23 protein-coding genes and 1 pseudogene are annotated in these 21860 nt (G+C 63.0%); 12 read left to right on the top strand and 12 right to left on the bottom strand.

Going from position 1 to position 21860, the window contains the following annotated elements:
• Window positions 1-128 precede the first annotated feature (128 nt).
• Window positions 129-1931, top strand: coding sequence for an ABC transporter transmembrane domain-containing protein (locus CIT25_RS25000; RefSeq protein ID WP_095487435.1), 1803 nt, complete (start codon window positions 129-131; stop codon window positions 1929-1931).
• Window positions 1932-1965: 34 nt separating this feature from the next.
• On the opposite strand, the gene CIT25_RS24995 is transcribed toward CIT25_RS25000, so the two are convergent.
• From CIT25_RS24995 to CIT25_RS24945, 11 genes are all read right to left on the bottom strand, one after another.
• Window positions 1966-3453, bottom strand: coding sequence for a carboxypeptidase M32 (locus CIT25_RS24995; RefSeq protein WP_095487433.1), 1488 nt, complete (start codon window positions 3451-3453; stop codon window positions 1966-1968).
• Between the two features lie 272 nt (window positions 3454-3725).
• On the bottom strand, window positions 3726-4148 hold the full coding sequence (locus CIT25_RS24990) for a hypothetical protein (RefSeq protein ID WP_095487695.1): 423 nt from the start codon (window positions 4146-4148) through the stop codon (window positions 3726-3728).
• A gap of 398 nt (window positions 4149-4546) precedes the next feature.
• Window positions 4547-4759, bottom strand: a complete 213-nt coding sequence (locus tag CIT25_RS38315) for a hypothetical protein (RefSeq protein WP_342587117.1) — start codon at window positions 4757-4759, stop codon at window positions 4547-4549.
• 442 nt (window positions 4760-5201) lie between these two features.
• Window positions 5202-6233, bottom strand: coding sequence for a peptidoglycan -binding protein (locus CIT25_RS24980; RefSeq protein WP_095487431.1), 1032 nt, complete (start codon window positions 6231-6233; stop codon window positions 5202-5204).
• Between the two features lies 1 nt (window position 6234).
• Window positions 6235-7260, bottom strand: coding sequence for a MotA/TolQ/ExbB proton channel family protein (locus CIT25_RS24975; protein ID WP_095487693.1), 1026 nt, complete (start codon window positions 7258-7260; stop codon window positions 6235-6237).
• 105 nt (window positions 7261-7365) lie between these two features.
• A complete protein-coding gene (gene trhA, locus CIT25_RS24970) occupies window positions 7366-8058 on the bottom strand; it encodes a PAQR family membrane homeostasis protein TrhA (protein WP_095487691.1) in 693 nt (230 codons plus the stop codon).
• Window positions 8059-8203: 145 nt separating this feature from the next.
• The gene (locus CIT25_RS24965; protein ID WP_095487429.1) at window positions 8204-9004 is read right to left on the bottom strand and encodes an inositol monophosphatase family protein; all 801 of its coding nucleotides are present in this window, start codon (window positions 9002-9004) and stop codon (window positions 8204-8206) included.
• Window positions 9005-9044: 40 nt separating this feature from the next.
• The gene (efp, locus tag CIT25_RS24960; protein ID WP_095487427.1) at window positions 9045-9611 is read right to left on the bottom strand and encodes an elongation factor P; all 567 of its coding nucleotides are present in this window, start codon (window positions 9609-9611) and stop codon (window positions 9045-9047) included.
• 113 nt (window positions 9612-9724) lie between these two features.
• On the bottom strand, window positions 9725-10696 hold the full coding sequence (locus tag CIT25_RS24955; RefSeq protein WP_095487689.1) for a tetratricopeptide repeat protein: 972 nt from the start codon (window positions 10694-10696) through the stop codon (window positions 9725-9727).
• A 61-nt stretch (window positions 10697-10757) separates the two neighbouring features.
• Window positions 10758-11405 (bottom strand): thiamine phosphate synthase, encoded by a 648-nt coding sequence (locus CIT25_RS24950; protein ID WP_095487425.1) that lies wholly within the window; start codon window positions 11403-11405, stop codon window positions 10758-10760.
• Window positions 11406-11539: 134 nt separating this feature from the next.
• Window positions 11540-12469: a DMT family transporter gene (locus tag CIT25_RS24945; protein ID WP_095487423.1), complete on the bottom strand. Its 930-nt coding sequence runs from the start codon at window positions 12467-12469 to the stop codon at window positions 11540-11542.
• Between the two features lie 133 nt (window positions 12470-12602).
• Here CIT25_RS24945 and CIT25_RS24940 point away from each other — a divergent pair, with 133 nt between their 5' ends.
• From CIT25_RS24940 to CIT25_RS24895, 10 genes and pseudogenes are all read left to right on the top strand, one after another.
• The gene (locus tag CIT25_RS24940) at window positions 12603-13052 is read left to right on the top strand and encodes an Lrp/AsnC family transcriptional regulator (RefSeq protein ID WP_095487421.1); all 450 of its coding nucleotides are present in this window, start codon (window positions 12603-12605) and stop codon (window positions 13050-13052) included.
• Window positions 13053-13165: 113 nt separating this feature from the next.
• Window positions 13166-13936, top strand: coding sequence for a sulfite exporter TauE/SafE family protein (locus tag CIT25_RS24935; RefSeq protein ID WP_095487419.1), 771 nt, complete (start codon window positions 13166-13168; stop codon window positions 13934-13936).
• A 255-nt stretch (window positions 13937-14191) separates the two neighbouring features.
• Window positions 14192-14596: a hypothetical protein gene (locus CIT25_RS24930; protein WP_095487417.1), complete on the top strand. Its 405-nt coding sequence runs from the start codon at window positions 14192-14194 to the stop codon at window positions 14594-14596.
• Between the two features lie 389 nt (window positions 14597-14985).
• A complete protein-coding gene (gene rcdA / locus CIT25_RS24925) occupies window positions 14986-15516 on the top strand; it encodes a protease adaptor protein RcdA (protein ID WP_095487415.1) in 531 nt (176 codons plus the stop codon).
• A 288-nt stretch (window positions 15517-15804) separates the two neighbouring features.
• Complete coding sequence (gene ruvC / locus CIT25_RS24920; protein ID WP_095487413.1) at window positions 15805-16359, top strand: crossover junction endodeoxyribonuclease RuvC; 555 nt, start codon at window positions 15805-15807, stop codon at window positions 16357-16359.
• A 111-nt stretch (window positions 16360-16470) separates the two neighbouring features.
• Window positions 16471-16740, top strand: coding sequence for an AbrB/MazE/SpoVT family DNA-binding domain-containing protein (locus tag CIT25_RS24915; RefSeq protein ID WP_095487411.1), 270 nt, complete (start codon window positions 16471-16473; stop codon window positions 16738-16740).
• Window positions 16718-17137 carry a type II toxin-antitoxin system VapC family toxin gene (locus tag CIT25_RS24910; RefSeq protein ID WP_095487409.1) on the top strand — a complete coding sequence of 140 codons (420 nt, stop codon included), beginning with the start codon at window positions 16718-16720 and terminating at the stop codon, window positions 17135-17137. Before CIT25_RS24915 ends, CIT25_RS24910 begins: the two co-directional genes overlap by 23 nt.
• Before the next feature lie 27 nt (window positions 17138-17164).
• The gene (ruvA, locus tag CIT25_RS24905; RefSeq protein WP_095487407.1) at window positions 17165-17785 is read left to right on the top strand and encodes a Holliday junction branch migration protein RuvA; all 621 of its coding nucleotides are present in this window, start codon (window positions 17165-17167) and stop codon (window positions 17783-17785) included.
• Window positions 17786-17828: 43 nt separating this feature from the next.
• Window positions 17829-18866 carry a Holliday junction branch migration DNA helicase RuvB gene (gene ruvB / locus CIT25_RS24900; RefSeq protein ID WP_095487405.1) on the top strand — a complete coding sequence of 346 codons (1038 nt, stop codon included), beginning with the start codon at window positions 17829-17831 and terminating at the stop codon, window positions 18864-18866.
• Window positions 18867-18989: 123 nt separating this feature from the next.
• Window positions 18990-19900: pseudogene (locus CIT25_RS24895) on the top strand (metallophosphoesterase).
• 6 nt (window positions 19901-19906) lie between these two features.
• Here the strand turns inward: CIT25_RS24895 and CIT25_RS24890 are convergent.
• On the bottom strand, window positions 19907-21157 hold the full coding sequence (locus tag CIT25_RS24890) for a glycoside hydrolase family 5 protein (RefSeq protein ID WP_095487688.1): 1251 nt from the start codon (window positions 21155-21157) through the stop codon (window positions 19907-19909).
• A gap of 139 nt (window positions 21158-21296) precedes the next feature.
• On the opposite strand from CIT25_RS24890, the gene ybgC reads away from it, so the two are divergent.
• Window positions 21297-21770 carry a tol-pal system-associated acyl-CoA thioesterase gene (gene ybgC / locus CIT25_RS24885; protein WP_095487403.1) on the top strand — a complete coding sequence of 158 codons (474 nt, stop codon included), beginning with the start codon at window positions 21297-21299 and terminating at the stop codon, window positions 21768-21770.
• The last annotated feature ends 90 nt before the right edge of the window (window positions 21771-21860 follow it).

Below are 21860 nucleotides of genomic sequence, written 5' to 3'. Positions count from 1 at the left end.
GCCGCAGCTATTGAGGAGCCACGGCTTCTAAAACGGTCGGCGAGCCTATACATCAGCCGGAATTGAATCACAAGGCCGCGGTAAGCGCATATTGAGGCGCATACCCATAAGAGCCAGAGGAAACGGTCATGGCGCACACTAGCGGCGATGCAGACGAGCGTAGGCGCTCGCTCAAGCCGCTGCGGCGCCTGTTCCCCTACATCACCCGCTACCGGAAAATGGTCATTGGCGCGGTCGTCTCGCTGACCGTCGCGGCGGCGACGACGCTGGCGCTGCCGCTGGCGGTGCGGCGGATGATCGACCACGGCTTTTCCGCTTCCGATTCCAGTTTCATCGCTGAGTATTTCGCCATGCTGGTGGTGATGGCTGCCTTGCTCGCTGCGGCGTCAGCCAGCCGCTACTATTTCGTCATCACGCTCGGCGAGCGCGTCGTCGCCGACATCCGCAGCGATGTGTTCCGCCATGTCACGACGCTGTCGCCATCCTTCTTCGATACCGCCCAGTCGGGCGAGATCGTGTCGCGGCTCGCCGCCGACACGACGCAGGTCAAGTCGGCGGTCGGTGCCACCGCTTCGGTGGCGCTGCGCAACGTCATCCTCGGCCTCGGCGCCGTGGCGATGATGGTCTTCACCAGCCCGAAACTGTCGGGCCTCGTCATCGCCGCCATTCCGGTGATCGTGCTGCCGCTCGTCGCCTTCGGCCGTTCGGTGCGGCGCAAATCCCGGCTGGCGCAGGACACGCTGGCCGACGCCACGGCCTATGCCAGCGAGCAGATCGGCGCGGTGCGCACGCTGCAGGCCTTCACCAACGAGAAGCTCGTCACTGGGCATTTTTCATCTGCCGTGGAAACCGCGTTCGAAGCGGCGCGATCCTCGATCTTTGCCCGCTCCTTCCTCACTTTCTTCGCCATCTTCATGATCTTTTCCTCGGTGGTGGCGGTGCTGTGGTTCGGCTCGCGCGACGTGCTTGACGGCACGCTGTCGCCGGGCACGCTCGGCCAGTTCCTGCTTTATTCGGTGTTCGCCGCCGGCGCCCTCGGCGCGCTGTCAGAAGTGTGGGGCGAGCTTTCCCAGGCGGCGGGTGCTGCCGAACGGCTGACCGAGATCCTGGCCGAGAAGCCCGCGATCCAGGCCCCCGCGCATCCGAAACTGCTGCCGGCGACGGCCAGAGGCGCAATAAGTTTCGACGACGTATCGTTCTCCTACCCCGCTGGGCCCGACCGCGCCGCCGTCCACGGCCTGAGTTTCCAGGTCAAGCCCGGCGAGACGGTGGCGATCGTCGGCCCCTCCGGCGCTGGCAAGAGCACTGTCTTTTCGCTGCTTCTGCGCTTCTATGATCCCGAGACGGGCAAGATCATGATCGACGGCGTTAACGTGCGCGAGGCCGACCCCGTCGCCATACGAGAGCGCATCGCCATCGTGCCGCAGGATGTCACCATTTTCGCGGCCAGCGCACGTGACAACATCGGCTTCGGCCGTCCGGACGCCAGCGACGCCGAGATCGAGGCGGCGGCCAAGGATGCGCTTGCCGACGAATTCATCCTCAAACTTGAGAAAGGCTACGACAGCCAGGTCGGCGAGCGCGGCGTGACGCTGTCCGGCGGCCAGCGCCAGCGCGTGGCGATTGCCCGCGCGATTCTGCGCGATGCGCCGATCCTTCTGCTCGACGAGGCGACCTCGGCACTCGACGCCGAAAGCGAGACGCTGGTGCAGACGGCGCTGGAACGGCTGATGCAGGACCGCACCACGATCGTCATCGCCCACCGGCTGGCGACGGTGCTGAAGGCCGACCGGATCCTGGTCATGGATGGCGGCTGCATCGTCGAGGAAGGCACCCACCAGAGCCTCGTCGCCAAGGGCGGCATCTATGCGCGGCTGGCCAAGCTGCAGTTCGAGACCGGGGCGAGTGCTTTCAGAGGTGCTGCCGAGTAGACAGGGGTATCTGCGCCGCGATTCTACTGCCGCCTCACGCCGCTCCATACCGCTTGCGCAAGTGATCGGTGAAGTGTGCGGCGTTCAGTTTTTCACCTGTCGCCCGTTCGAGCAGCTCCGGCGTCGACCAGCGCGAGCCTTGCCACCAGATCTTTTCGCGACGCCAATTGTTGATGGCGCTGAAGTCTCCCTTGGCGAGATCCTCGTCGGCGGAGGGATGGTCTCTGGTCAGCGCCGCCCATTGCTGCGCCGCCATCATGGCGCCCAGCGTGTAGGACGGGAAATAGCCGAAGGCGGCACCCGGCCAGTGCACGTCCTGCATCGGCCCGTCGGCCGGGTTGTCCGATGTCGACAGGCCGAGATAGTCGCGCATCTTGGCATCCCAGGCCTCTGGCAGGTCGGCGGCCTCCAGCCGCCCCGAGACAAGCTCCTGCTCCAACTCGTAGCGCAGGATGACGTGCAGCGGATAGGTGACCTCGTCGGCGTCGACGCGGATCAGGCCGCGCTCGACCCGATGCACATGCGGCAGGATGTCGTCGATCGACCACGTTTCGCCGAGGTGCCTTTCGACCACCGGCAGCGCCCAGCGCCAGAATTCCGGATTGCGACCGATCTGCTTCTCGACGAATAGGCTCTGGCTTTCATGCACGGCCATGCCGCGCGCCTTGCCGAGCGGCCAGTGCGCCCACGCCTTCGGCAGGTTCTGTTCGTAAAGCGCGTGGCCGGTCTCGTGCAGCACGCCCATCAGCGCCGACAGGAAGTCGGTCGTCTTGTAGCGGGTGGTGATGCGCACGTCGCTCGGCACGCCGCCGCAGAACGGATGATGCGACACCGAAAGCGAGCCGTGCGTCAGGTCGAAGCCGACCGCCGCCATCATGGCGAGGCCAAGCTCGCGCTGCTTTTCGATCGCATAGCTGCCCGAAAGTGGCTTCAGCGGGCGCTTCGTCAGCCGCGCCTCCTGCACGGCCAGTGCCTCCGGTACGAAATCCCTGAGGAAGGTCTTCAACTCGGCGAAGACCGGCGTGATGTCGGCGACGCGGTTGCCGGGATCATATTGCTCCATCAGCGCGTCATACGGATCGAGGCCGAGCACGTCGGCGCGAAGCGCTGCTTCCTCGCGCACCAGCGCCACGACGCCTTCGAGCGCCGGCAAAAACCCTGCCCAGTCGTTTTTCGCGCGCAGGTCGCGCCAGAGCTGCTCGGAGCGCATGCGCGCCGTCGTTTGGCGCTCGACGAATTCGACCGGCAGGCAGGTCAGGTTGGTGTATTGCCGCCGGAACTCCTTGACCGCTGCCTGCTGTTCCTCGTTCAGCGTTTCCTGCTCGGCCGCCGCGATCCAGTCGGCGATCTCCGGCGCGGTCGCTCTGGCGTGATGCATGCCGGCCAGCGCCGACATCGCTTCGGCGCGCTTTTCGCCGCCGCCGACGGCCATATGGGTCGCCTCGTCAGCACCGAGAATGGCGAGCGCATGTTCCAGCGCTTCGAGCTTGTGGCCGAGGTCGTCGAGTTTTTGAAAGGACATGGCAGGTTCCGCTGAATTTGAACGGCGGGAAAAGATACCAATGCGTCGGCATTGGCAACCCTGAAGGCCGTTTTGCGACGGGGCGCTTTGATCGCGCCATACCTCGACGTGATCCGGCGGAAGCAAGGGCATCCTGCGGAAGCGAGGACGGCGTGATCAATATCGCCTCGCCGGCCTTTGCGCGTCCCAAAAGGATGCGCGGCGCTGTCATGAAAGAGGCGCCCGCGGGGCAAAAACCCCGAGGGCGCCGGGCAGTCCATTCCTCGATATGATCAGCCGTTTGGATTTCCGCCATCGGTGTAGTCGCCGATGTTGGAGGCGTTACCAGTGTCGAACAGCAGCGCCTGGTCGACATTATCGAGCCGGCGCAACAACTGCCGGTATTGCGCGCCCGGTATCCTGCCATGATCTGTCGTAGCCAGTCTTTCAAAGGCCTGGCTGATATGGGCCGCTCGCATGTGCAGCCTTTGTGCCTCGGCCGGCGTGATCGTGTTCTCCTGCCTCGCGTCCGCGATGCCCTTGTCCACGCCCTGAACCTGATCGATCAAGCTTGTCACGCGCGGACCGTAGAAAACGGTCGGCGTCGCCTCGTCGAGGGCGCCTTTGTGATGTCCGGCGGCGTAGGCGCCCGCGAACGGAACGGCGATGAGAAATGCGGTGAGGGTTGCAGTCCTGAGAGTCTTGAAAGAGCGCACGGCGGCGTCTCCTTTTATCGGGGAAGACGGCGGCTTGGGCCGCTCCGCCTTCCAGTCGCGGGCCGTCCGGTTCCGTCGCGTCGCGATGAGGGAGGGCATCGCCGGCGGTTCTCGGCCTTGCAACGGAAGCTAGGAGCGGGCCGCAGCAAAGTGTAATTAAAAAAAGATAATCTTTTCAGGCCTTGTTGACCACGAACCGGCGCCCTAGCTGGCGCCGCTCCGCCACAAATCGCCCCCCGGACCGATGTCTGGTGTCCCGCATTCCCCACAGCATGCGAGATAAAAGCCTGCCGACAAGCAACGAAGGCCCGCATCAGCGGGCCTTCGTTGCGGAAGGGATCATGCGCAAAATCAAAGGATCATGCGCAAGATCAACTGCGGCGCTGTAATGGATGATTTCAGCCCCTTGGATAATTTTGGCCGTAGCCGTTTGGATAATATCCGCCATCGGCGCCGTTGCCGATAAGGAAGGCGCTGCCGGTGGCAGCCCGCAGCTTTTGGCTCACATCATCGAGCTGCGCCAGCAACTGCTGATATTGCGTGACCGGTATCGTTCCATCTCGCGCCGCCCTCTGGGCGGCCCGATCAAGTTGGGTGATCTGCGTGCGCAAGTCACGCGCCTCGCCCGGCTCGAGCTGGTTCGCCTGCATGGCGGGCCCGGATACCCGTATCCACGCTCTGGATCTGATTGATCAAAGCTGTCTCACGCGGGCCGGCGTAGGCGCCAGCAAACGGAACGGCGACGAGAAGTGCGGCAAGCGTTGCAGTCCTGAGGCTTTTGGGCCTGAGGGTTTTGGGAGTGAAAGAGCGCATGGTTGCGTCTCCTTTTACTGGGGAAGGCGGCGGTTGGGACGCTCACCTTCCGGCCGTGGGCCGTCCGGTTCCGTCGCGTCGCGATGGGCGGTTCCACCGCCGGCGGTTCTCGGCCCCTTGGTACAACCTAGGAGCGGTTCTCGGCAAAGTGTAATCAAAAAAAGGTAATCTTTTCAGACCTTGACGGTCTGCGCTGGCACGCTAAATCCGCGCGTTCGCCCTGAGCCTGCCCGGTCTGAATCAACGCTCGGTCAGTTTCAGCTCGATGCGGCGGTTCTTGTTGCGCGCGTCTTCGGTGTCGGCGGGGTCGAGCGGCTGGAATTCGCCGAAGCCGGCAGCAACCAGCCGGTTGGCCGGCACGCCGTTCTCGATCAGGAACTTCACCACCGAGGTCGAGCGCGCAGTCGACAATTCCCAATTGTCGCGATAGCGGCCGGTGCCCGATAGCGGCTTGTCGTCGGTGTGGCCGTCGACGCGCAGCACCCAGCTGATCTCCGGCGGGATCTCCTTCTGCAGGTCGATAATGGCGTCGGCGAGCTTCTTCATCTCGACCTTGCCGGCGTCGTTGATCACTTCGGAGCCTGTTGGGAAAAGCACTTCCGACTGGAAGACGAAGCGGTCGCCGACGATGCGGATGTTCTCGCGGTCGGCGAGGATTTCGCGCAAGCGCCCGAAGAAGTCGGACCGGTAGCGGTTCAGTTCCTGCACACGTTGCGCCAGTGCGACGTTCAGGCGGCGGCCGAGATCGGCGATCTTGGTGTTGGACTCGCGATCGCGCGTTTCGGACACGTTGAGCGCTTCTTCGAGCGCTCCGATCTGCCTGCGCAGCGCTGCGATCTGCTGGTTGAGGATTTCAACCTGGCTCAGTGCCTGCTGGCTGATCTGGCGCTGGCTGTCGAGTTCGCCCGAAAGTGCCGTGGCGCGCTGGTTGGCCGCGTCGCCGGCACCCGCACCTTGCGCCAGCAATTGCTCGAGCCGGCTCTTTTCCGCCTCCGACGCCGACAGCGACGCCTGCAAATTGGCGAGCGAATCTTCCTTGTCCTGCGTCGTCGAGCGCTCCAGCGCCAGAAGCTGGGTCAGTTCGTTGATCTGCAAATTGAGGCGGTTGAGCACCGTGTCCTTGCCGGAGATTTCGCGACCGAGCAGGAACTGCGCCAGCACGAAGACCGTGAGCAGGAACATGATCGCCAGCAGCAACGTCGACAGCGCGTCGACGAAGCCCGGCCAGTAATCGATGCGGCGATCGTTACGCCGGCCCCTGGCGAGAGCCATGCTAATGGACTCCAGGCTTCTTCAGGGCGTCGGCGATCTTCTCCAGCGTGGTGCGCATCGCCTTCTGCTCGTCCGATTGGGCCTCGACCCAGTCGCGCATGATCTGCTGCTCCGAGCGCATGTTCTTGACCAGGCCCGAAATGCCGTCGGCAAGGTTGGCCATGGCGGTGGCGACGCGCGGATTGGCGCCGCCGCCATTCTCCTGCATGTTGCGCAGTTTTTCAGACAGGACGCGGATCTCGTCGGAGGATTCGGTCTTGGCCGGATCGGCGACGACGATGTCGGACGACAGGTCGGTGACCGAGGACAGCCAGTTTTCGAGCTCGGTGTAGAAGCGCGTCTGGGCGCGGCCAGCCTGCAGGTCGAGGAAGCCGAGCACCAGGGAGCCGGACAGGCCGAACAGCGAGGACGAGAAGGCGGTGCCCATGCCGGCCAGCGGCGCGGAAAGCCCCTGCTTCAGCGATTCGAGCACGGCGGCGGCATCGCCGGTGCCGGGATCGAGCGACTCGATGGTTTCGCGGATCGAGCCGATCGTGTTGAGCAGGCCCCAGAAGGTGCCGAGCAGGCCAAGGAACACCAGCAGCCCGACGAGGTAGCGCGAGGTGTCACGGGTCTCGTCAAGGCGGGTGGCGATCGAATCGAGCATGGTGCGCATCGAGCTGGTCGAGAAGGCGATCGTCGACGAGCGGCCGATCATCGCCTTCATCGGCGCCAGCAGCACCGGTTCGGTGGTTTCGGAGCCGGCCCGAAATGAGTTGACCCAGCGCACTTCGCGAAACAGCCGGCCGACCTGCACGAAGGCCAGCAGGATGCCGACGACAAGCACGCCGATGATCAGGCCGTTGAGGCCGGGATTGGTGACGAAGGCGCTCGAGATCTGACGGGTCAGGATGGCGGCGATGAAGGCGACGATCATCAGGAAGATGACCATGGTCAGGAGAAAGACCTGCGGGCTCGACAATTTGTGCGGGTCGTACATCAGAACGTCGGAGCGTTTGCCCATGCCGAAAGATTTGAAAAAAGTCATCCGTGTGCCGTTTCCGATGCCGCCGATCACGTTGAGCGCGACTCTAAACGGAATTATGACGAAATTGAATGGCGTGTGGCAATATTGCCGACCGGATCATTGGCGTTAGAGTCGATTGATGACCAGGCAGTCGACCATGGCTGCCAGATGCAGGCCGGCGCCGGTGACGACAAAGCCGTGCCACAGCGCAGTGTGGAAGCGCAGGCCCTTCCAGGCGAAGAAGATGACGCCGCAGGAATAGACGATCCCGCCGGCAACGATCAGCGCGATCGATGTCGTCGGCAATGTCTGGACGAGCGGCTCGACAAGAACGATGCCGCTCCAGCCGATGGCGAGATAGAAGACGATCGCCAGCCGGTCGAAGCGGCCGGGAAGAAGCACTTTGATGGCGATGCCGATCGCTGCAGCAGCCCAGACCAGGACGATCATCGAGATGGTCAGCGGCGAGCCGTCGAGCTGCGCGAGGAAGGGCGTATAGGTCGTGGCGATCAGCAGGTAGATCGCGGCATGGTCGAAGCGCCGCAATATCCACTTGGCTGGCGACGACACCGGCCACAGATTGTAAGCCATCGACACCGACAGCACGGTGAGCAGCGAAACCACGTAGAAAGCGGCGGCAATGTATTCGCCCGGACCGGTATGGAAGGCGGCCAGCGCCAGCAGCGCCGAGCCGGCGGCAATGGCCAGCACGATGCCGACCGCATGGACAATGCCGTCGGCGATCATTTCGGCGCGCGAATAGTGCCAGCGTCCCATAAAGGGGATTTCGATCTGGGATTCTGGCCCGATGTCCGTCATGAACAATCCTGCATCACCTCTTATCTGGGCGGATGCAGGATAGTATTTCAAGCTTTGGTTGCGGTTTTGCGACTGCGGCGGTTCAGCGCGCCAAGTCCGCTAGAGCCCGATCCGATAGAATCGGGATGGGCTCTATCTTTTTGATCTAGCGCGGCGCCACCGGCTTCCGGACGGTCTTCAACAGCGCCCGCTGAATGATCTCGTTGCCGGCGACGACCGAGCCGCCATCCAGCATGTTCTGCCCGCCGGCGAAGTCGGAGATGAAGCCGCCCGCCTCGCGGATCAGCAGGATGCCGGCGGCAACGTCCCAGGCCGACAGGCCGGTTTCCCAGAACCCGTCCATGCGGCCGGCCGCGACGTAGGCGAGATCGAGCGAGGCGGAGCCGAGGCGGCGCACGCCCGAGACTTCGGCCATCACGTTGCGCAGCTCGACCAGGAAATTGCCGTGCTGGCCGCGGCCGAGATGTGGCACGCCGCAGCCGATCACAGTATCGATCAACTTGGTGCGGCCGGCGACCCGCAGGCGGCGATCATTCATGAAGGCGCCGCCGCCGCGCTCGGCGGTGTAGAGCTCGTCCATCGCCGGATTGTAGACGACACCGGCAACGATCTGGCCCTGGCGCTCCAGCGCGATCGAGATAGCGAACATCGGAATGCCGTGCAGGAAATTGGTGGTGCCGTCGAGCGGGTCGACGATCCAGCGGTGCTGGCCGTCGTCGCCTTCGATCAGGCCGCGCTCCTCCATCAGGAAGGCATAGCCCGGCCGCGCCTTCGACAACTCGGTGAAGAGGATGTCCTCGGCCTTGCGGTCGGCCTGGCTGACATAGTCGCCCGGGCCCTTCATCGAGACTTGCAGGTTCTGCACTTCGCCGAAATCGCGCGACAGCGAGCGGCCGGCCTTCATGGCGGCCTGGACCATGACATTGAGGATCGCGGAACGCGCCATTGTGCTTCTTCCTGCTGCGCTTCTTCCTGCTGCCGGCGCCTTAGTCGGCGCGGCGCACGTAAGTGATTTCGTTGGTGTCGACGATGATGCGCTCGCCCGAACCGATGAAGGGCGGCACCAGCACGCGGATGCCGTTCTCAAGTATCGCCGGCTTGTAAGACGAGGCCGCGGTCTGGCCCTTCACCACCGGATCGGCCTCGGTGATGGTCAGCGTTACCTGGTCGGGCAGCGAAATGCCGATCGGCCTTTCGTCATAGAGCTGGACCGTCACCATCATGCCGTCCTGCAGGAAGGCGGCGCGGTCGCCGACAAAGTCCTTCTGCAATTCAAGCTGCTCGTAGCTTTCGGTATCCATGAATACCAGCGCTTCGCCCTGCTCGTAGAGGAAGGAAAAGTCCTTCATCTCCAGCCGGATCTGTTCGACGGTTTCGGCGGAGCGGAAACGCTCGTTGAGCTTGGTGCCGTTGATCAGGTTCTTCAGCTCGACCTGGTTATAGGCGCCGCCCTTGCCGGGCTTGACGTGATTGGTCCTGACCGCCACCCAAAGGCCGCCATCATGCTCGATGACGTTGCCGGGACGGATTTCGTTGCCATTGATCTTGGCCATGAGGATGTGATCCGGGATGAGATTTTCGCAATGAAAGCGATTTGGTGCCTCCAAGACCACAAATCTCCGGGAGAGGCAAGGGAGTGGCGGGCGCACAGCCATCCCGTGGCGCTCTACGGCAGGCGGTTGGCCTTCTGCAGTGCCTGCTTCGTCTGGTCGTCGGTCAGGCCCTGCAGAAAATCGTCCATCTGCGGGTCGATGAGCCCGGCACGGCGGGCGACGACGTACCAGGCGCCGGCAAGGATCGGATCCGGATCGGTGCCGATGCCGCCCATGTAAAGCTTGGCGAGGCGGTTCTGGGCGGCGACATTGCCGCCTTCGGCGGCCTGCTTCATCCAGCCGAAGCCGGACTTCAGGTCGCGGGCGCCACCACGTCCTTCGATCATCCAGGCGGCGAGATCGATCTGTGCCGTATCGTAGTTCTGCCGTGCTGCCTGTGCCAGCAGGCCTCGCGCCTGGACATCGTCGCGCGGCTTGCCGCCGACGCCATTGGCATAGACCTGCGCCATCGCATACTGCGCGTCGGCAAGGCCGGTAGCGGCGGCGCGCTGATAGTAGGACACGGCCTTTGCGATGCCGGCATCGCCGGGATCCTGCTGGACCAGCAGCTGCGCGAAATTGAACTGCGCCAGACGATTTCCGGCCTCGGCGGCGGCCTGCATCAGCGCGTAGGCCCCCTTTTCGTCCTTCTTGACGTAGCGGCCGTCGAGCAGCATCAGCGCATACTGGAACTGCGAGTCCGGTACGCCCTGCTCGGCGGCAAGCGCGTACCACTTTGCCGCCTCCGCCGCGTTGACCGGCATGCCAAGACCGCGCGACAATATCTCGGCGACTAGCGTCTGCGCCGCCGGATCGCCGTTCTGGGCGCGGGCCAAGGCGAGGTTGTAGGCCGTCTTGTAAAGGCCGCGCTGGAAGGCGCCATAGGCAGAATCCGACGGCTTTGCACCAAAGCGATCCGGATTGATGGCGTCGGCCGACGGCAGCGGGGCCGTGGTGGCAGGCTGCGGCAGCGGCGTGGCGATCGGCTTGTCCGTCTTTGCACCGACGTTGGGTTTGGCTTGCGGCAATGGGACGGTTTCCGCCATGGCGGTCTGCACCGCGAGCGCCACAAGCAAAGCACCGAAAAGGATTGTCCGCGTGGGCACGTCAGTCCTCGAAACGCGGCGCGGCCTCGTCGAGCAGCGTATTGGCGCTGGCGACTGCCATCTTTGGATCGACGCCTTCGGCAAAGATGGCGCTGGACAGCGCCACGAATTCGGCGCCGGTGGCAGCCACCGCTTCCACCGAGGCGATGTCGGACCCGGCCATGACGATACAAGGAATCTGGATCACATCTGCCCACCATTGCCCCAGCGACAGGTTGCGTGGGTGCGGCTCCGGCTTGTTGTCGTAGCCGAAACGGCCGAAGAAGATGTAGTCGGGCCTGAGCTCACCGAGTTCCAGCGCATCGTCGCGGGTCTTGGCGCCGCCGGTGCCGACCATCATTTTTTCCTGAAAACGTTCGATCGTCTCGGCGAGTTCGGCCTTGCCGACCTCGATATGGATGCCGTCGGCCTGAACGCGGCCGGCGATGCGGGTGTCGCCGGCAATGACGACGGCAACGCCTGCCGCTTGCGCCGCCGGCACTATCTGTTCCGCGAAGGCCTGGAAGGAGGCCTCGTCCATGCCGTTCTCGGGCAGGATAAGCGAGGCGACGTCGCCGCCCTCGAACGCCGCAACGATGCGCTCAGCCGACACGCCCGGCGGCGTGATCAGCACGATGCGGCAGCGATTTGGAGGCGTTGCGTCGTTCATTGGTTTTCGATCCCGGTTTTCGCCTATGCCGGGCGAAGATGGTTGCATTGCGGCATAGAGCAAAGTGCCGGCCTTGAACAGGCGGGCGGGGCAGGATCATTGGCGCAGGATTGTCGTCCGGCGACGTTCTTGCCTCACTTGATTGCCTGAGTGCTCCCGGCTGGGGTCTTCGATTTCCACAGCGTCCAGCCAAGATTCATGCCGGCGGCGGCGATCAGGATGGCGGCGGCGCCGACGATCTGGGCCGGATGCAGCCGGTGGCCGAAGGCGACGACATCGACCAGGATCGCGACCACGGGGTAGATGAAGGACAGCGACCCCTGCAGATGCGTCGGCAGTTTCTGAATGGCGCCGTACATCAGGATGTACATCAGACCGGTATGGACGACGCCAAGCGTCGCCAGCATGCTCCAGCTCCACGCATCGGCGGGAAGTTGGGAAAAATTGGCGAAGGGTGCCAGCATGACGACGCCGACGCAGACCTGGATCAGGGCGATCAGGTGCGGTGGCGTGCCTTTGAGCTTCTTGGTGACGATGGCGGCGACGGCCCAGAAGAAAGCCGCACCCAGCGCCATCGCGATACCGGTAAAATAATCCGTGCCGACATTACCTGTATTGGGGCCTGCATCGGAGCCGGCATCAGGCGAGCCTTGCACGATCAGCAGCATGCCGGCAAAGGCGATGCCAAGCCAGGCCAGCTTTGTCATGGTCAGCCGCTCTGAGAAGAAGAGCGCGCCAAAGCCGACCAGCATGAAGGGCTGCGTGTTGTAGACAGCCGTGGCGATCGAGATCGAGGCGCGGGAAAACGAGCTGAACAGGAGCAGCCAGTTGACGACGATGGCAGCACCCCCCAGAGCCGCGATCGCCACGATGCGCAGTGACAGCCTGCCGCGCAGCAGCCCCAAGGCAGCGCAGATGATCAGCAGCGTTATCGCGCCGAAGGCACAGCGCCAGAAGACGACGTCCATGATGGGCTGGCCCGACATGACGACGAACCATCCGATCGTGCCCAGGATCGTCATTGCGGCCGTCATTTCGATCGTGCCACGCACCGTCCTGTCCATGAAATACCCCTGAGATCTGTTGAGACTTGATAATCTCACATGGTTCCGGCGCTTTCCATGATTTGCAGAAGGTGTTATCCCTGCTTTGCCTAATTAAGTGAGGCAAATCTCGTTTTCGATTGAGGATCGTAAAATGCTGGACGACCTGGACAAAAAGCTCCTCGACATCCTGATCCGGGATTCACGAACCTCGCTGAAGGAGTTGGCCCAGCAGGTCGGGTTGTCGTCGCCAAGCGTTTCGGAGCGGCTCCGACGTCTCGAGGATCGCGGCGTTATCAGGGCTTTCACCGTCGAGATCGATCCCCAAGCGCTCGGCTACACCTTGCAGGCGATCGTTCGCATCCGGCCCTTGCCGGGCAAGCTGCATATCGTCCAGAAGCTGATCGAGGAGATCCCGGAGTTTGGCGAATGCGACAAGGTGACGGGCGACGATTGCTTTGTTGCCCGGCTGTTCGTGCGCTCGATCGGCGATCTCGACAAGCTCCTCGACCGTATCGCCGACAAGGCCGAAACCAGCACAGCCATCATCAAGGCGCAGCCGATCCGGAGGCGCCCGCCACCGCTCGACATGCCAAACATCTGACAGGCTCCGCCGGCTGACGGGCTCAGGCGCATTGCGTTCGTATTTTGCGGTCGCGGCGTGCACATTTCTGGTCTATTCCCGAGGCCAACCTTCCCTCCAACTGCTCCCCTCCGATGTCAGGCCTGCTTCTCGATCCGTGGTTCTATGCCGCCGCCATTCCAGCCGTCATCCTGGTCGGTCTGTCCAAGGGCGGCTTTGGCGGTGCGGTCGGCTTCGTCGGCGTGCCGCTGATGGCGCTGGCCATGCCGCCGGTGCAGGCCGCCGCCATCCTGCTGCCTATACTGTGCCTGATGGACATCGTCTCGGTGTGGACATGGTGGCGTGTCTACGACCGCAAGATGCTTATAGACATGATGCCAGGCGCGGTGATCGGCATCGGCCTCGGCTGGCTGACCGCGGCGCTGGTGACAGCGGAAATGGTGCGGCTGATCGTCGGCGCCGTGGCGATTATCTTCGTGCTTCGCTGGGTCTATCTACAGATGCGGCACGGTGCAAACCACTCAGCCGAGCCCAACCGCGCCGCTGCCGCTTTCTGGGGGACGGTCGCCGGCTTCACCAGCTTCGTCGCCCATGTCGGCGGCCCACCATTCCAAGTGTATGCGCTGCCGATCCGGCTCGATCCGAAAGTGCTGTCGGGCACCGCCGCAATCTTCTTTGCCGCCACCAATGCTTTGAAGCTCATCCCCTATTTCGCGCTCGGACAGTTCGACACCACCAACCTGACCGCGTCGGCGGTTCTGGTACTGCTGGCGCCGCTTTCGACCATCGCCGGCGCCTGGCTGGTGCGGCGGATGCGGCCGGAACTGTTCTACCCCTTCACCTACGCGACCGTGGCGGTCGTCGCGGTCAAGCTTCTGTGGGACGGGATCGCCGGCCTTCTATAGATCGCCGTGGCCGAGTTGCCGTCAGCTTCACGGCAAAGTTCGGGCGGCACTCGGCACCGGCATCGTTCAACGATTGCGCAAGCGCGTCACGCTGTTTTCTGCTATTCTGACAGCGCCGGGAAGGGTCGGGCGCCACGCGACATCGTCCAGAAACATTGCCGATGCTAATGCGCCGATGCCGGGGACCCCGGTGGCGGGTCGACCGCCTGAATTCAACCCATTCCCATAACGGGAAAAGGCAAATCGGGGGATACTATGCAAAAGGTAGCACGAAATTTCTTCACGCTGGCCGTCATCTACGCGATGTTCGGGATGGCGCTTGGCCTTGAGATGGCGATCAGCAAAGACCATGCGCAGATGCCGACCCACGCCCACATCATGGTGGCCGGATGGCTGATGTCGGCGGTGTTCGCCTTCTTTTACCATCTGTTTCCGGCAGTCGGGCAAAAGACGCTCGCTACTGTCCATTTCTGGTTGACGGCAATCAGTGGCATCGGCCTGTTGAGCGGCCTTTACATCATGCTTGGCGGAAACCCGGCGATCGAGCCACTGGTGGCAACGTCCTCGATGGGCTTTTACGCGGGATTGCTGCTGTTTGCCTACATCGCACTGCCGGTGGTTTGGAAAGCCGAGCGGCTTCCTGAGGCGCAAAAGGCCTGAGCCCAAAGGGTTGAGCCCGGGCCTGAGCATGTGCTGTTACGGCACAGGCGGGCGGCGCTAGCTCAAAAAATATCCGCGCCGTTAAGGCTTCATTAAGCTTTACAGGCGTTTACTATGTGCATCCAGTGATCTGGATTCTTACCGAGTGGTTGGAGCCACTTTGTTTGACGCCTCCCTGTTAAACTCCTGAGAGCCGCCTTATCCGCGGCTCTTTTTTTGCCCGCAATCCGGATTGCCCGGGCGTCTGCGCTGCCGTTAACCGTTTGTTAAACATGTGCTTGCCTTCACCCGCTCCGAAGCGCATTTTCAAGCCTCGGTTATATAGGGTGCAGGACGTGACGGCGATGACGCCGATTCGGCCGGCTGTAAGGCAAGTGCAGGGCGTATCGATGAACGAGACTTCGAAGGGAAGCGCGAAAACCATCAAGCTGGCGGAGCGCCGGGTTTTCTCCCAATCCTTCAAGCCGCTCTACCAGGAAGGCATGGGCCTGGTCGAGCAGGCGGCCGAATATCTGGACGGCAAGGGCCGGGCCGAGGCGAAGAAATTGTCCAGGCTGGCGGCGACGCTCTATGCGGCCGAGTCGATGCGACTGACCACAAGGCTGATGCAGGTCGCTTCCTGGCTGCTCTTGCAGCGTGCGGCGAATTCCGGAGAGATGACCCGCGATCAGGTTGCTTCCGAAAAATCCAAGGTGCGTCTCGACACCGCTTCCGCCAACAACGATGCCGCAGGCTGGGTCGAATTGCCCAAGGATTTTCTTGACCTCATCAACCGTTCGCTGCGCCTGCAGGCGCTGGTGCGTCGCATGGACGAGGAAATCTACGGCGGCGCCGTGCCTGACGTGTCGCCATCCGGCCGCCGCGTCAATCCGGTTTCCGATCAGATCACGCTGCTCAACACGGCTTTCGCCCGCGGCTAAGAGACTGTTTGGAAACTCTACAGCGCCGCTCGTCCTTTGGACGCGACGCTGTAGCGCTTTTGATTTTGCGCATGATCCTTTCCGAAATCTTTCCGATTTTCGGGGTCATGCGCGGGCTCACGGACCCAAATGTCCGCTGCGCTCCGGTTCTCGAAACCGCCACCATATGACGCGCCGGAGCGACTTTCGAAACAGTCTCTTAGGGGCTCTCCTGGGGACGTAGCGGACCTGTTTCTGGTTTGTTCACATTTCGCTGGCATCGCTGTCCGCTAGGGGTAGACTTGGCGGATGGGGGAAGCGATTCGCATCATCGGCATTGATCCGGGGCTGAGGCGCACCGGCTGGGGCATCGTCGAGAGCCTCGGCAATTCGCTGCGCTTCGTCGCCTCCGGCACCGTGCGTTCCGACGACAAGGCGGCGCTGGCGACGCGTCTTTGCCAGTTGCATGATGGGCTCGCCGAGATCCTGCATGCCGCCATGCCGCACGAGGCGGCGGTCGAGCAGACTTTCGTCAACAAGGATGCGGCAGCGACGCTGAAGCTCGGCCAAGCGCGCGGCATCGCCATGCTGGTGCCGGCGCGGGCAGGCCTGGTCGTTGCCGAATATGCGCCCAACGCCGTCAAGAAGGCGGTGATCGGCGTCGGTCATGGCGACAAGAAGCAGATCCACATGATGGTCAAGGTGCTGATGCCGAAGGCGACTTTCGATACCGACGATGCCGCCGACGCGCTGGCCATTGCCATCTGCCATGCGCATCACCGGCAGAGTGTTGCCTATAGGATGGCGCTCGCCTATAGCGACGAGCGTCCATTTGGACGCACAAAGCACGTTCTAGCACTTTGAATCTACGCATCGTGCTTTCCGAAAATCGATTCCGATTTCGGAACGATACGATAAGTTTGTTCTTGACTTGTTCTCAGGGTTGGCAATAAGTAATACCTGAGAGGTATTACCATGCGGGTGACAACCAAAGGACAGGTGACGATCCCGAAAGAGATACGGGATCGCCTGGGCATCGGCCCAGGCTCGGAGGTGGAGTTCTTGCCCACTGACGATGGAGTTCGTGTCGTTGCGGTCAACGAAAACGTTTCCGAAGAGGAGGCTTCCCGTAGCTTCAGCCGGCTGCTCGATCAGATGGCCGGCACGCTGGATCTGGGAGGGATGACGGCAGACGAGTACATCGAGTGGCTGAGGGGTCCACGTGAAGATCTCGACATTGATTGACACAAATGTCCTGATCGACGTTTGGGGTCCTGCCGGACGGGAGACGAAGTGGTCGGCGTCGGCGATCACCGCATGCCGGCGCGATGGCGCACTCGTTATCAACACAATCGTCTGGTCCGAACTCGCGCCGCTGATAGCGACGGAAGCCGCACTTCGTAAAGCAGTCGAGACGCTCAAGATGGATCGCGAACTCTTGCCATGGGAAGCGGCGTTCCTTGCCGGCGTCACGCATTCCCGCTATCGCCGCGCAGGGGGGCTCCGCGAACGAACGCTGCCGGATTTCTTTATTGGAGCCCACGCCGTCGTTGCGGGACATCGTCTGCTGACACGCGATGCCGCGCGCTATCGCAGCTACTTCCCGGACCTCGACATCATGTCTCCGGAAACCTATCCATGAGGGCCTTGCATCCATGAGAGCCTTGGCATGATCGGCAAGCTCAGAGGCACGCTGGACGAGATCGACGAGGATTTCTGCATCGTCGATGTGCACGGCGTCGGCTATGTCGCCCACTGCTCGGCGCGCACGCTTGCCGCTTTGCCGGCACCCGGCGAGGCGGTGGTTCTTTTCATCGAGACCTATGTGCGCGAGGACATGCTGCGGCTCTACGGTTTCCAGTCGGTGCTCGAGCGCGAGTGGTTCCGGCTGTTGATGAGCAATGTGCAGGGCGTCGGCGCCAAGGTGGCGCTGGCCATCCTGTCGACGCTGGCGCCGGCCGATCTCGCCAATGCCATCGCGCTACGTGATATTGCCATGGTTAGCCGCGCGCCGGGCGTTGGCAAAAAGGTGGCCGAGCGCATCGTCACCGAACTGAAGAATAAGGCGCCGGCCTACGCGGGCACTGCCTCCGGCACCATCGGCCTGAAGCAGGAGCTCGGCGAAGGCGTCGCGCCGGCGCCGATCACCGACGCCGTCTCGGCGCTGGTCAATCTCGGCTATTCGCGCGATACCGCCGCCAATGCGGTGGCGGCAGCGCTGAAAAGCGCCGGTGGGGACGCGGATGCGTCGAAGCTGATCCGCTTCGGGCTGAAGGAACTGGCGCGGTGAGTCTACGCTTGTCCAGCTCCCTGCCCTGTGCAAGGAAGGCGGCATGAGCCTTTCGCCACGCCTCATTGCTCCCGACAAGCGCGGCGAGGATGCCGAGCAGACCTTGCGGCCGCAGACGCTCGGCGAGTTCGTCGGCCAGGCGGCGGTGCGGGCCAATCTCAAAGTGTTCATCGAGGCCGCCAAGGGCCGCAGCGAGGCGCTCGACCACGTGCTGTTCGTCGGCCCGCCCGGCCTCGGCAAGACGACGCTGGCGCAGATCATGGCGCGCGAGCTCGGCGTCAATTTCCGCTCGACCTCCGGTCCGGTCATCGCCAAGGCTGGGGATCTCGCAGCGCTGCTCACCAATCTCGAAGATCGCGACGTGCTGTTCATCGACGAGATCCATCGGCTCAATCCGGCGGTCGAGGAAATCCTCTATCCGGCGATGGAGGATTTCCAGCTCGACCTGATCATCGGCGAAGGGCCGGCGGCGCGCTCGGTCAAGATCGATCTTGCCCGCTTCACCTTGGTCGCCGCAACCACCCGGCTCGGTCTTTTGACCAATCCGCTGCGCGACCGTTTTGGCATTCCGGTTCGTCTCAATTTCTACTCGGTCGAGGAACTGGAGCAGATCGTGCGGCGCGGCGCCCGCATCCTTGCCATGCCGCTCGGCGACGATGGCGCGCTGGAGATCGCGCGGCGGGCGCGCGGCACGCCGCGCATCGCCGGCCGGCTGTTGCGCCGCGTGCGCGATTTTGCCTCCGTCGCCGGCGACGGTCATGTCGATCGCCAGATCGCCGACGAGGCGCTGACGCGGCTCGAGGTCGATGCACTCGGCCTCGACGCGCTCGACCGCCGCTATCTCTCGATGATCGCGCGGAATTTTGGCGGCGGGCCTGTCGGCATCGAGACCATCGCTGCAGGGCTCTCCGAGCCGCGCGATGCCATCGAGGACATCATAGAGCCCTATCTGATCCAGCAGGGTTTTATTCAGCGCACGCCGCGCGGCCGCGTGCTGACCGCCAATGCCTGGCGGCATCTCGGCCTCGACGCGCCGAAGGACCTTGCGCAGCAGCAGATCAGCCTGTTCCAGGAAGAGTAGCGTCCGCGCGGCCCTTCGTTCCTGCGCAAAATCTCCTAATCCCGGTCAGCTTGCCGGCGCATTTGCGGGCTCTAACGCCTCGCGCTGTGGGACCGTCGATCCCACGAACGACGGAGCTGAGCGATGATCACCAGACGTGGCTTCCTGCGCCTCATCGGCGGTTCGTTCTTATCCGCCGTGTCGCTCAGCGCTTATGCGGTTGGCCTGGAGCCGATGTTGCTGACGCATGTAAAGCGCTATTCATTGACGCCGCCAAACTGGCCTGCAGGATTGCGGCTTCGCGTTGTCGCTCTCGCCGATATTCATGCTTGCCGGCCATGGATGACGCCGGAGCGGATTAGGTCGCTTGCCGAACGGGCGAACACCCTGCAGCCGGATCTGATTGTCCTGCTTGGCGACTATGCATCCGGCACGCGCCTGGTGACGGACTGGGTGGATTCCTCTGAATGGGCGCCGGCCTTGTCCGATTTGAAGGCGCCGCTCGGCGTGTGGTCGATCCTCGGCAATCATGACTGGTGGGAGGACCTTTCCGCGCAAAAGGCCGGGTTCGGGCCGACGGTGGCGCGCAGGGCGCTCGAGAGCGCTGGCATCCCGGTCCTGGAAAACGATGCCGTCCGCCTTGAAAAGGACGGGCATGGCTTCTGGGTCGCCGGGCTTGCGGACCAACTTGCGCTGCGGCCGGGCAAAGCCTGGGGCCGCAGCAGATTCAAAGGGCTGGATGACCTGCATGGCACGCTGGCAAAGGTGAGCGACAAGGCTCCCGTTATTCTGCTCGCGCATGAGCCCGACATATTTCCGAAGGTCCCGTCACGGATATCGTTGACCCTTTCGGGCCATACCCATGGCGGACAGGTGCGGCTGCTCGGCTATTCTCCGGTCGTGCCATCCCGCTTCGGCAACCGTTTTGCCTATGGCCATGTCGTGGAGGAGAGCCGCAACCTGATCGTCTCCGGAGGGCTCGGCTTCAGCATCCTGCCGGTGCGTTTTGGGGTGCGCGCCCAGAGATTCTTTCGATCGAACTGGGTTCAGCCTGAACCGCTTCAATGAAGCGACTTGATCATCTCCATCACATCCGGCTCGGCTTTTTCTCTGTCAAAAGCGTCGACGATGCCGAAGGCGCCGCCATAGCTCCAGACCGACCAAGAGAAGCCATGAGCTTCGGCGCGCGCGACCATGTCCCTGACATAAGCGGCGCGGTATTTGGCCGGCATCACATAGGCATTGCCGTATTCCTGGAGGATCATGCCGAACTCGCCGAGCGTGATGTTCTGCGGCTTGATGCCGTTGGCCTTTGCCCATGCCTCGACCTTGGTGAACGGCGCATCCATCATCTCGCGCAGCTTCTCATCCGTGTCCATGCTGGCGACCTGCTCGTCGAGATAGGCAAGCAGCCCGCTCTGCCGCGTCCATGGCGCCTCGGCCTTGATCCTTGCTCGGATCGTATCGAGCGTAACATCCAGCTGGGCGCGCGGGACGGCGGTGAGCGGATAGGGCAGGCCGGTCACGTAGGGGATGAAGTCGCCGGCCCAGGTCGCACCCTGGTGGGTGAGCAGGAACGGATCGTAGGAGTGGAAGGTCCAGATGATGTTGTCGTCCGGGATCACCTTCGGATCGATCTTTGCCAGCGATGCCGCATTGGAATAGCAGGCGCCGGTCAGGATCAGGGTGAGCTTGGTGGCCGACGAACGCGCAGCGGCGAACAGTTTCTGCTGGCGCTCCGGCCAGAGGCTGGTGACGTCGCTGTCGCAGTCGACGACCGGCTCATTCATCGGCTCGAAGGCGACTTGGCGCGGATCCTCATCGGCCAGCGTGCGCGCCATCTTGCGCACCATTTCGACATAGGCTTCGAACACTTTCGGGTCGTCCATCACCTCGCCCATGCCGATCTTGCGGCTGCTGCCGCTGGGGATCAGATGCATGTCGACGATCACCTTCAAGCCGGCACGATTGATCATGCGCACCGAGTCCAGCACGCTGGCATAGAGCTCGTCGCGCAGCGCCAGCGTCTCGCCCGACAGGAACGGCGACGGATCGACCGGCATGCGCAGGAAATCGAAGCCGGCGCCCTTCAGCGCCTCGAGGTCATCATCGCCAAGGAACTTGCGCCATTCCGGATAGGGCAGGATTGCCTGCCGGTCGCCCCATTTGTCCTCGCTCGGCCAAGTCGTCCATTGGTCGAGATTGAGGCCGCGCTTCACCGAAAAGCTCGCCGCCTGGCCCGGCAGCGCCAGCGCGGTCAGCACAAGCAGCGCCGCCATCAAGGTCTTGATCATCGCCGTCAACAGTGCCATCGGGTTCATGCGCCAAGCTCAAGCTAATGCGTGTCGCCCAAAAGTGTGTAGCGGCTTTGGGACAACGACACGCACGGAAACAACTACCTAAAGCGCGTCGCGCTTTAGGTGCCCGGTCAGGCCCAAAAAGGAAAGCGCGATGGACGATCATGGTGAATCGGCGGCGCTCGGCGCCGGGCTTTCCGGCGCGCTGACGGAATTCGGCCACCGGCTGATGGCACGGGTCTATTATGCCGACACTGATTTCTCCGGCGTCGTCTATCATGCGCGCTATCTCGAATTCTTCGAGCGCGGCCGTTCCGACTATCTCAGGCTTGCCGGCGTTCATCACACCGAGCTCGCCGAGGGCAAGCACGGCGAAAGAATAGTCTGGGTGGTGCGGCGCATGGAGATCGATTTTCGCGGATCCGCCCGCATGGACGACATCCTGACCATCGAGACGCGAACCGAGGACATTTCGGGCGCCCGCATCTTCATGGCGCAGCAGCTGAAGCGCGGCGGCGAGGTGCTGGTCGAGGCGCGGGTCGAGGCGGCGATCGTCGGCGAGAATGGCCGGCCAAGACGTTTCCCGAAGGAATGGATCGCGGCCTTCATGCCCAAGGCAAATGGATAAATTACTGACGCCGATGATCCGCTGACGATGCCTGGCGGCATGCCCAAGGCGCGGCAATGCGCCGCGCTGTACGTCCTAACCCATCCTTAA

It is taken from the genome of Mesorhizobium mediterraneum (assembly GCF_002284565.1).
Taxonomy (GTDB): domain Bacteria; phylum Pseudomonadota; class Alphaproteobacteria; order Rhizobiales; family Rhizobiaceae; genus Mesorhizobium; species Mesorhizobium mediterraneum.
The sequence above is the reverse complement of the archived record's forward strand: the minus strand, read 5'-3'. Positions and strand labels throughout refer to the sequence as shown.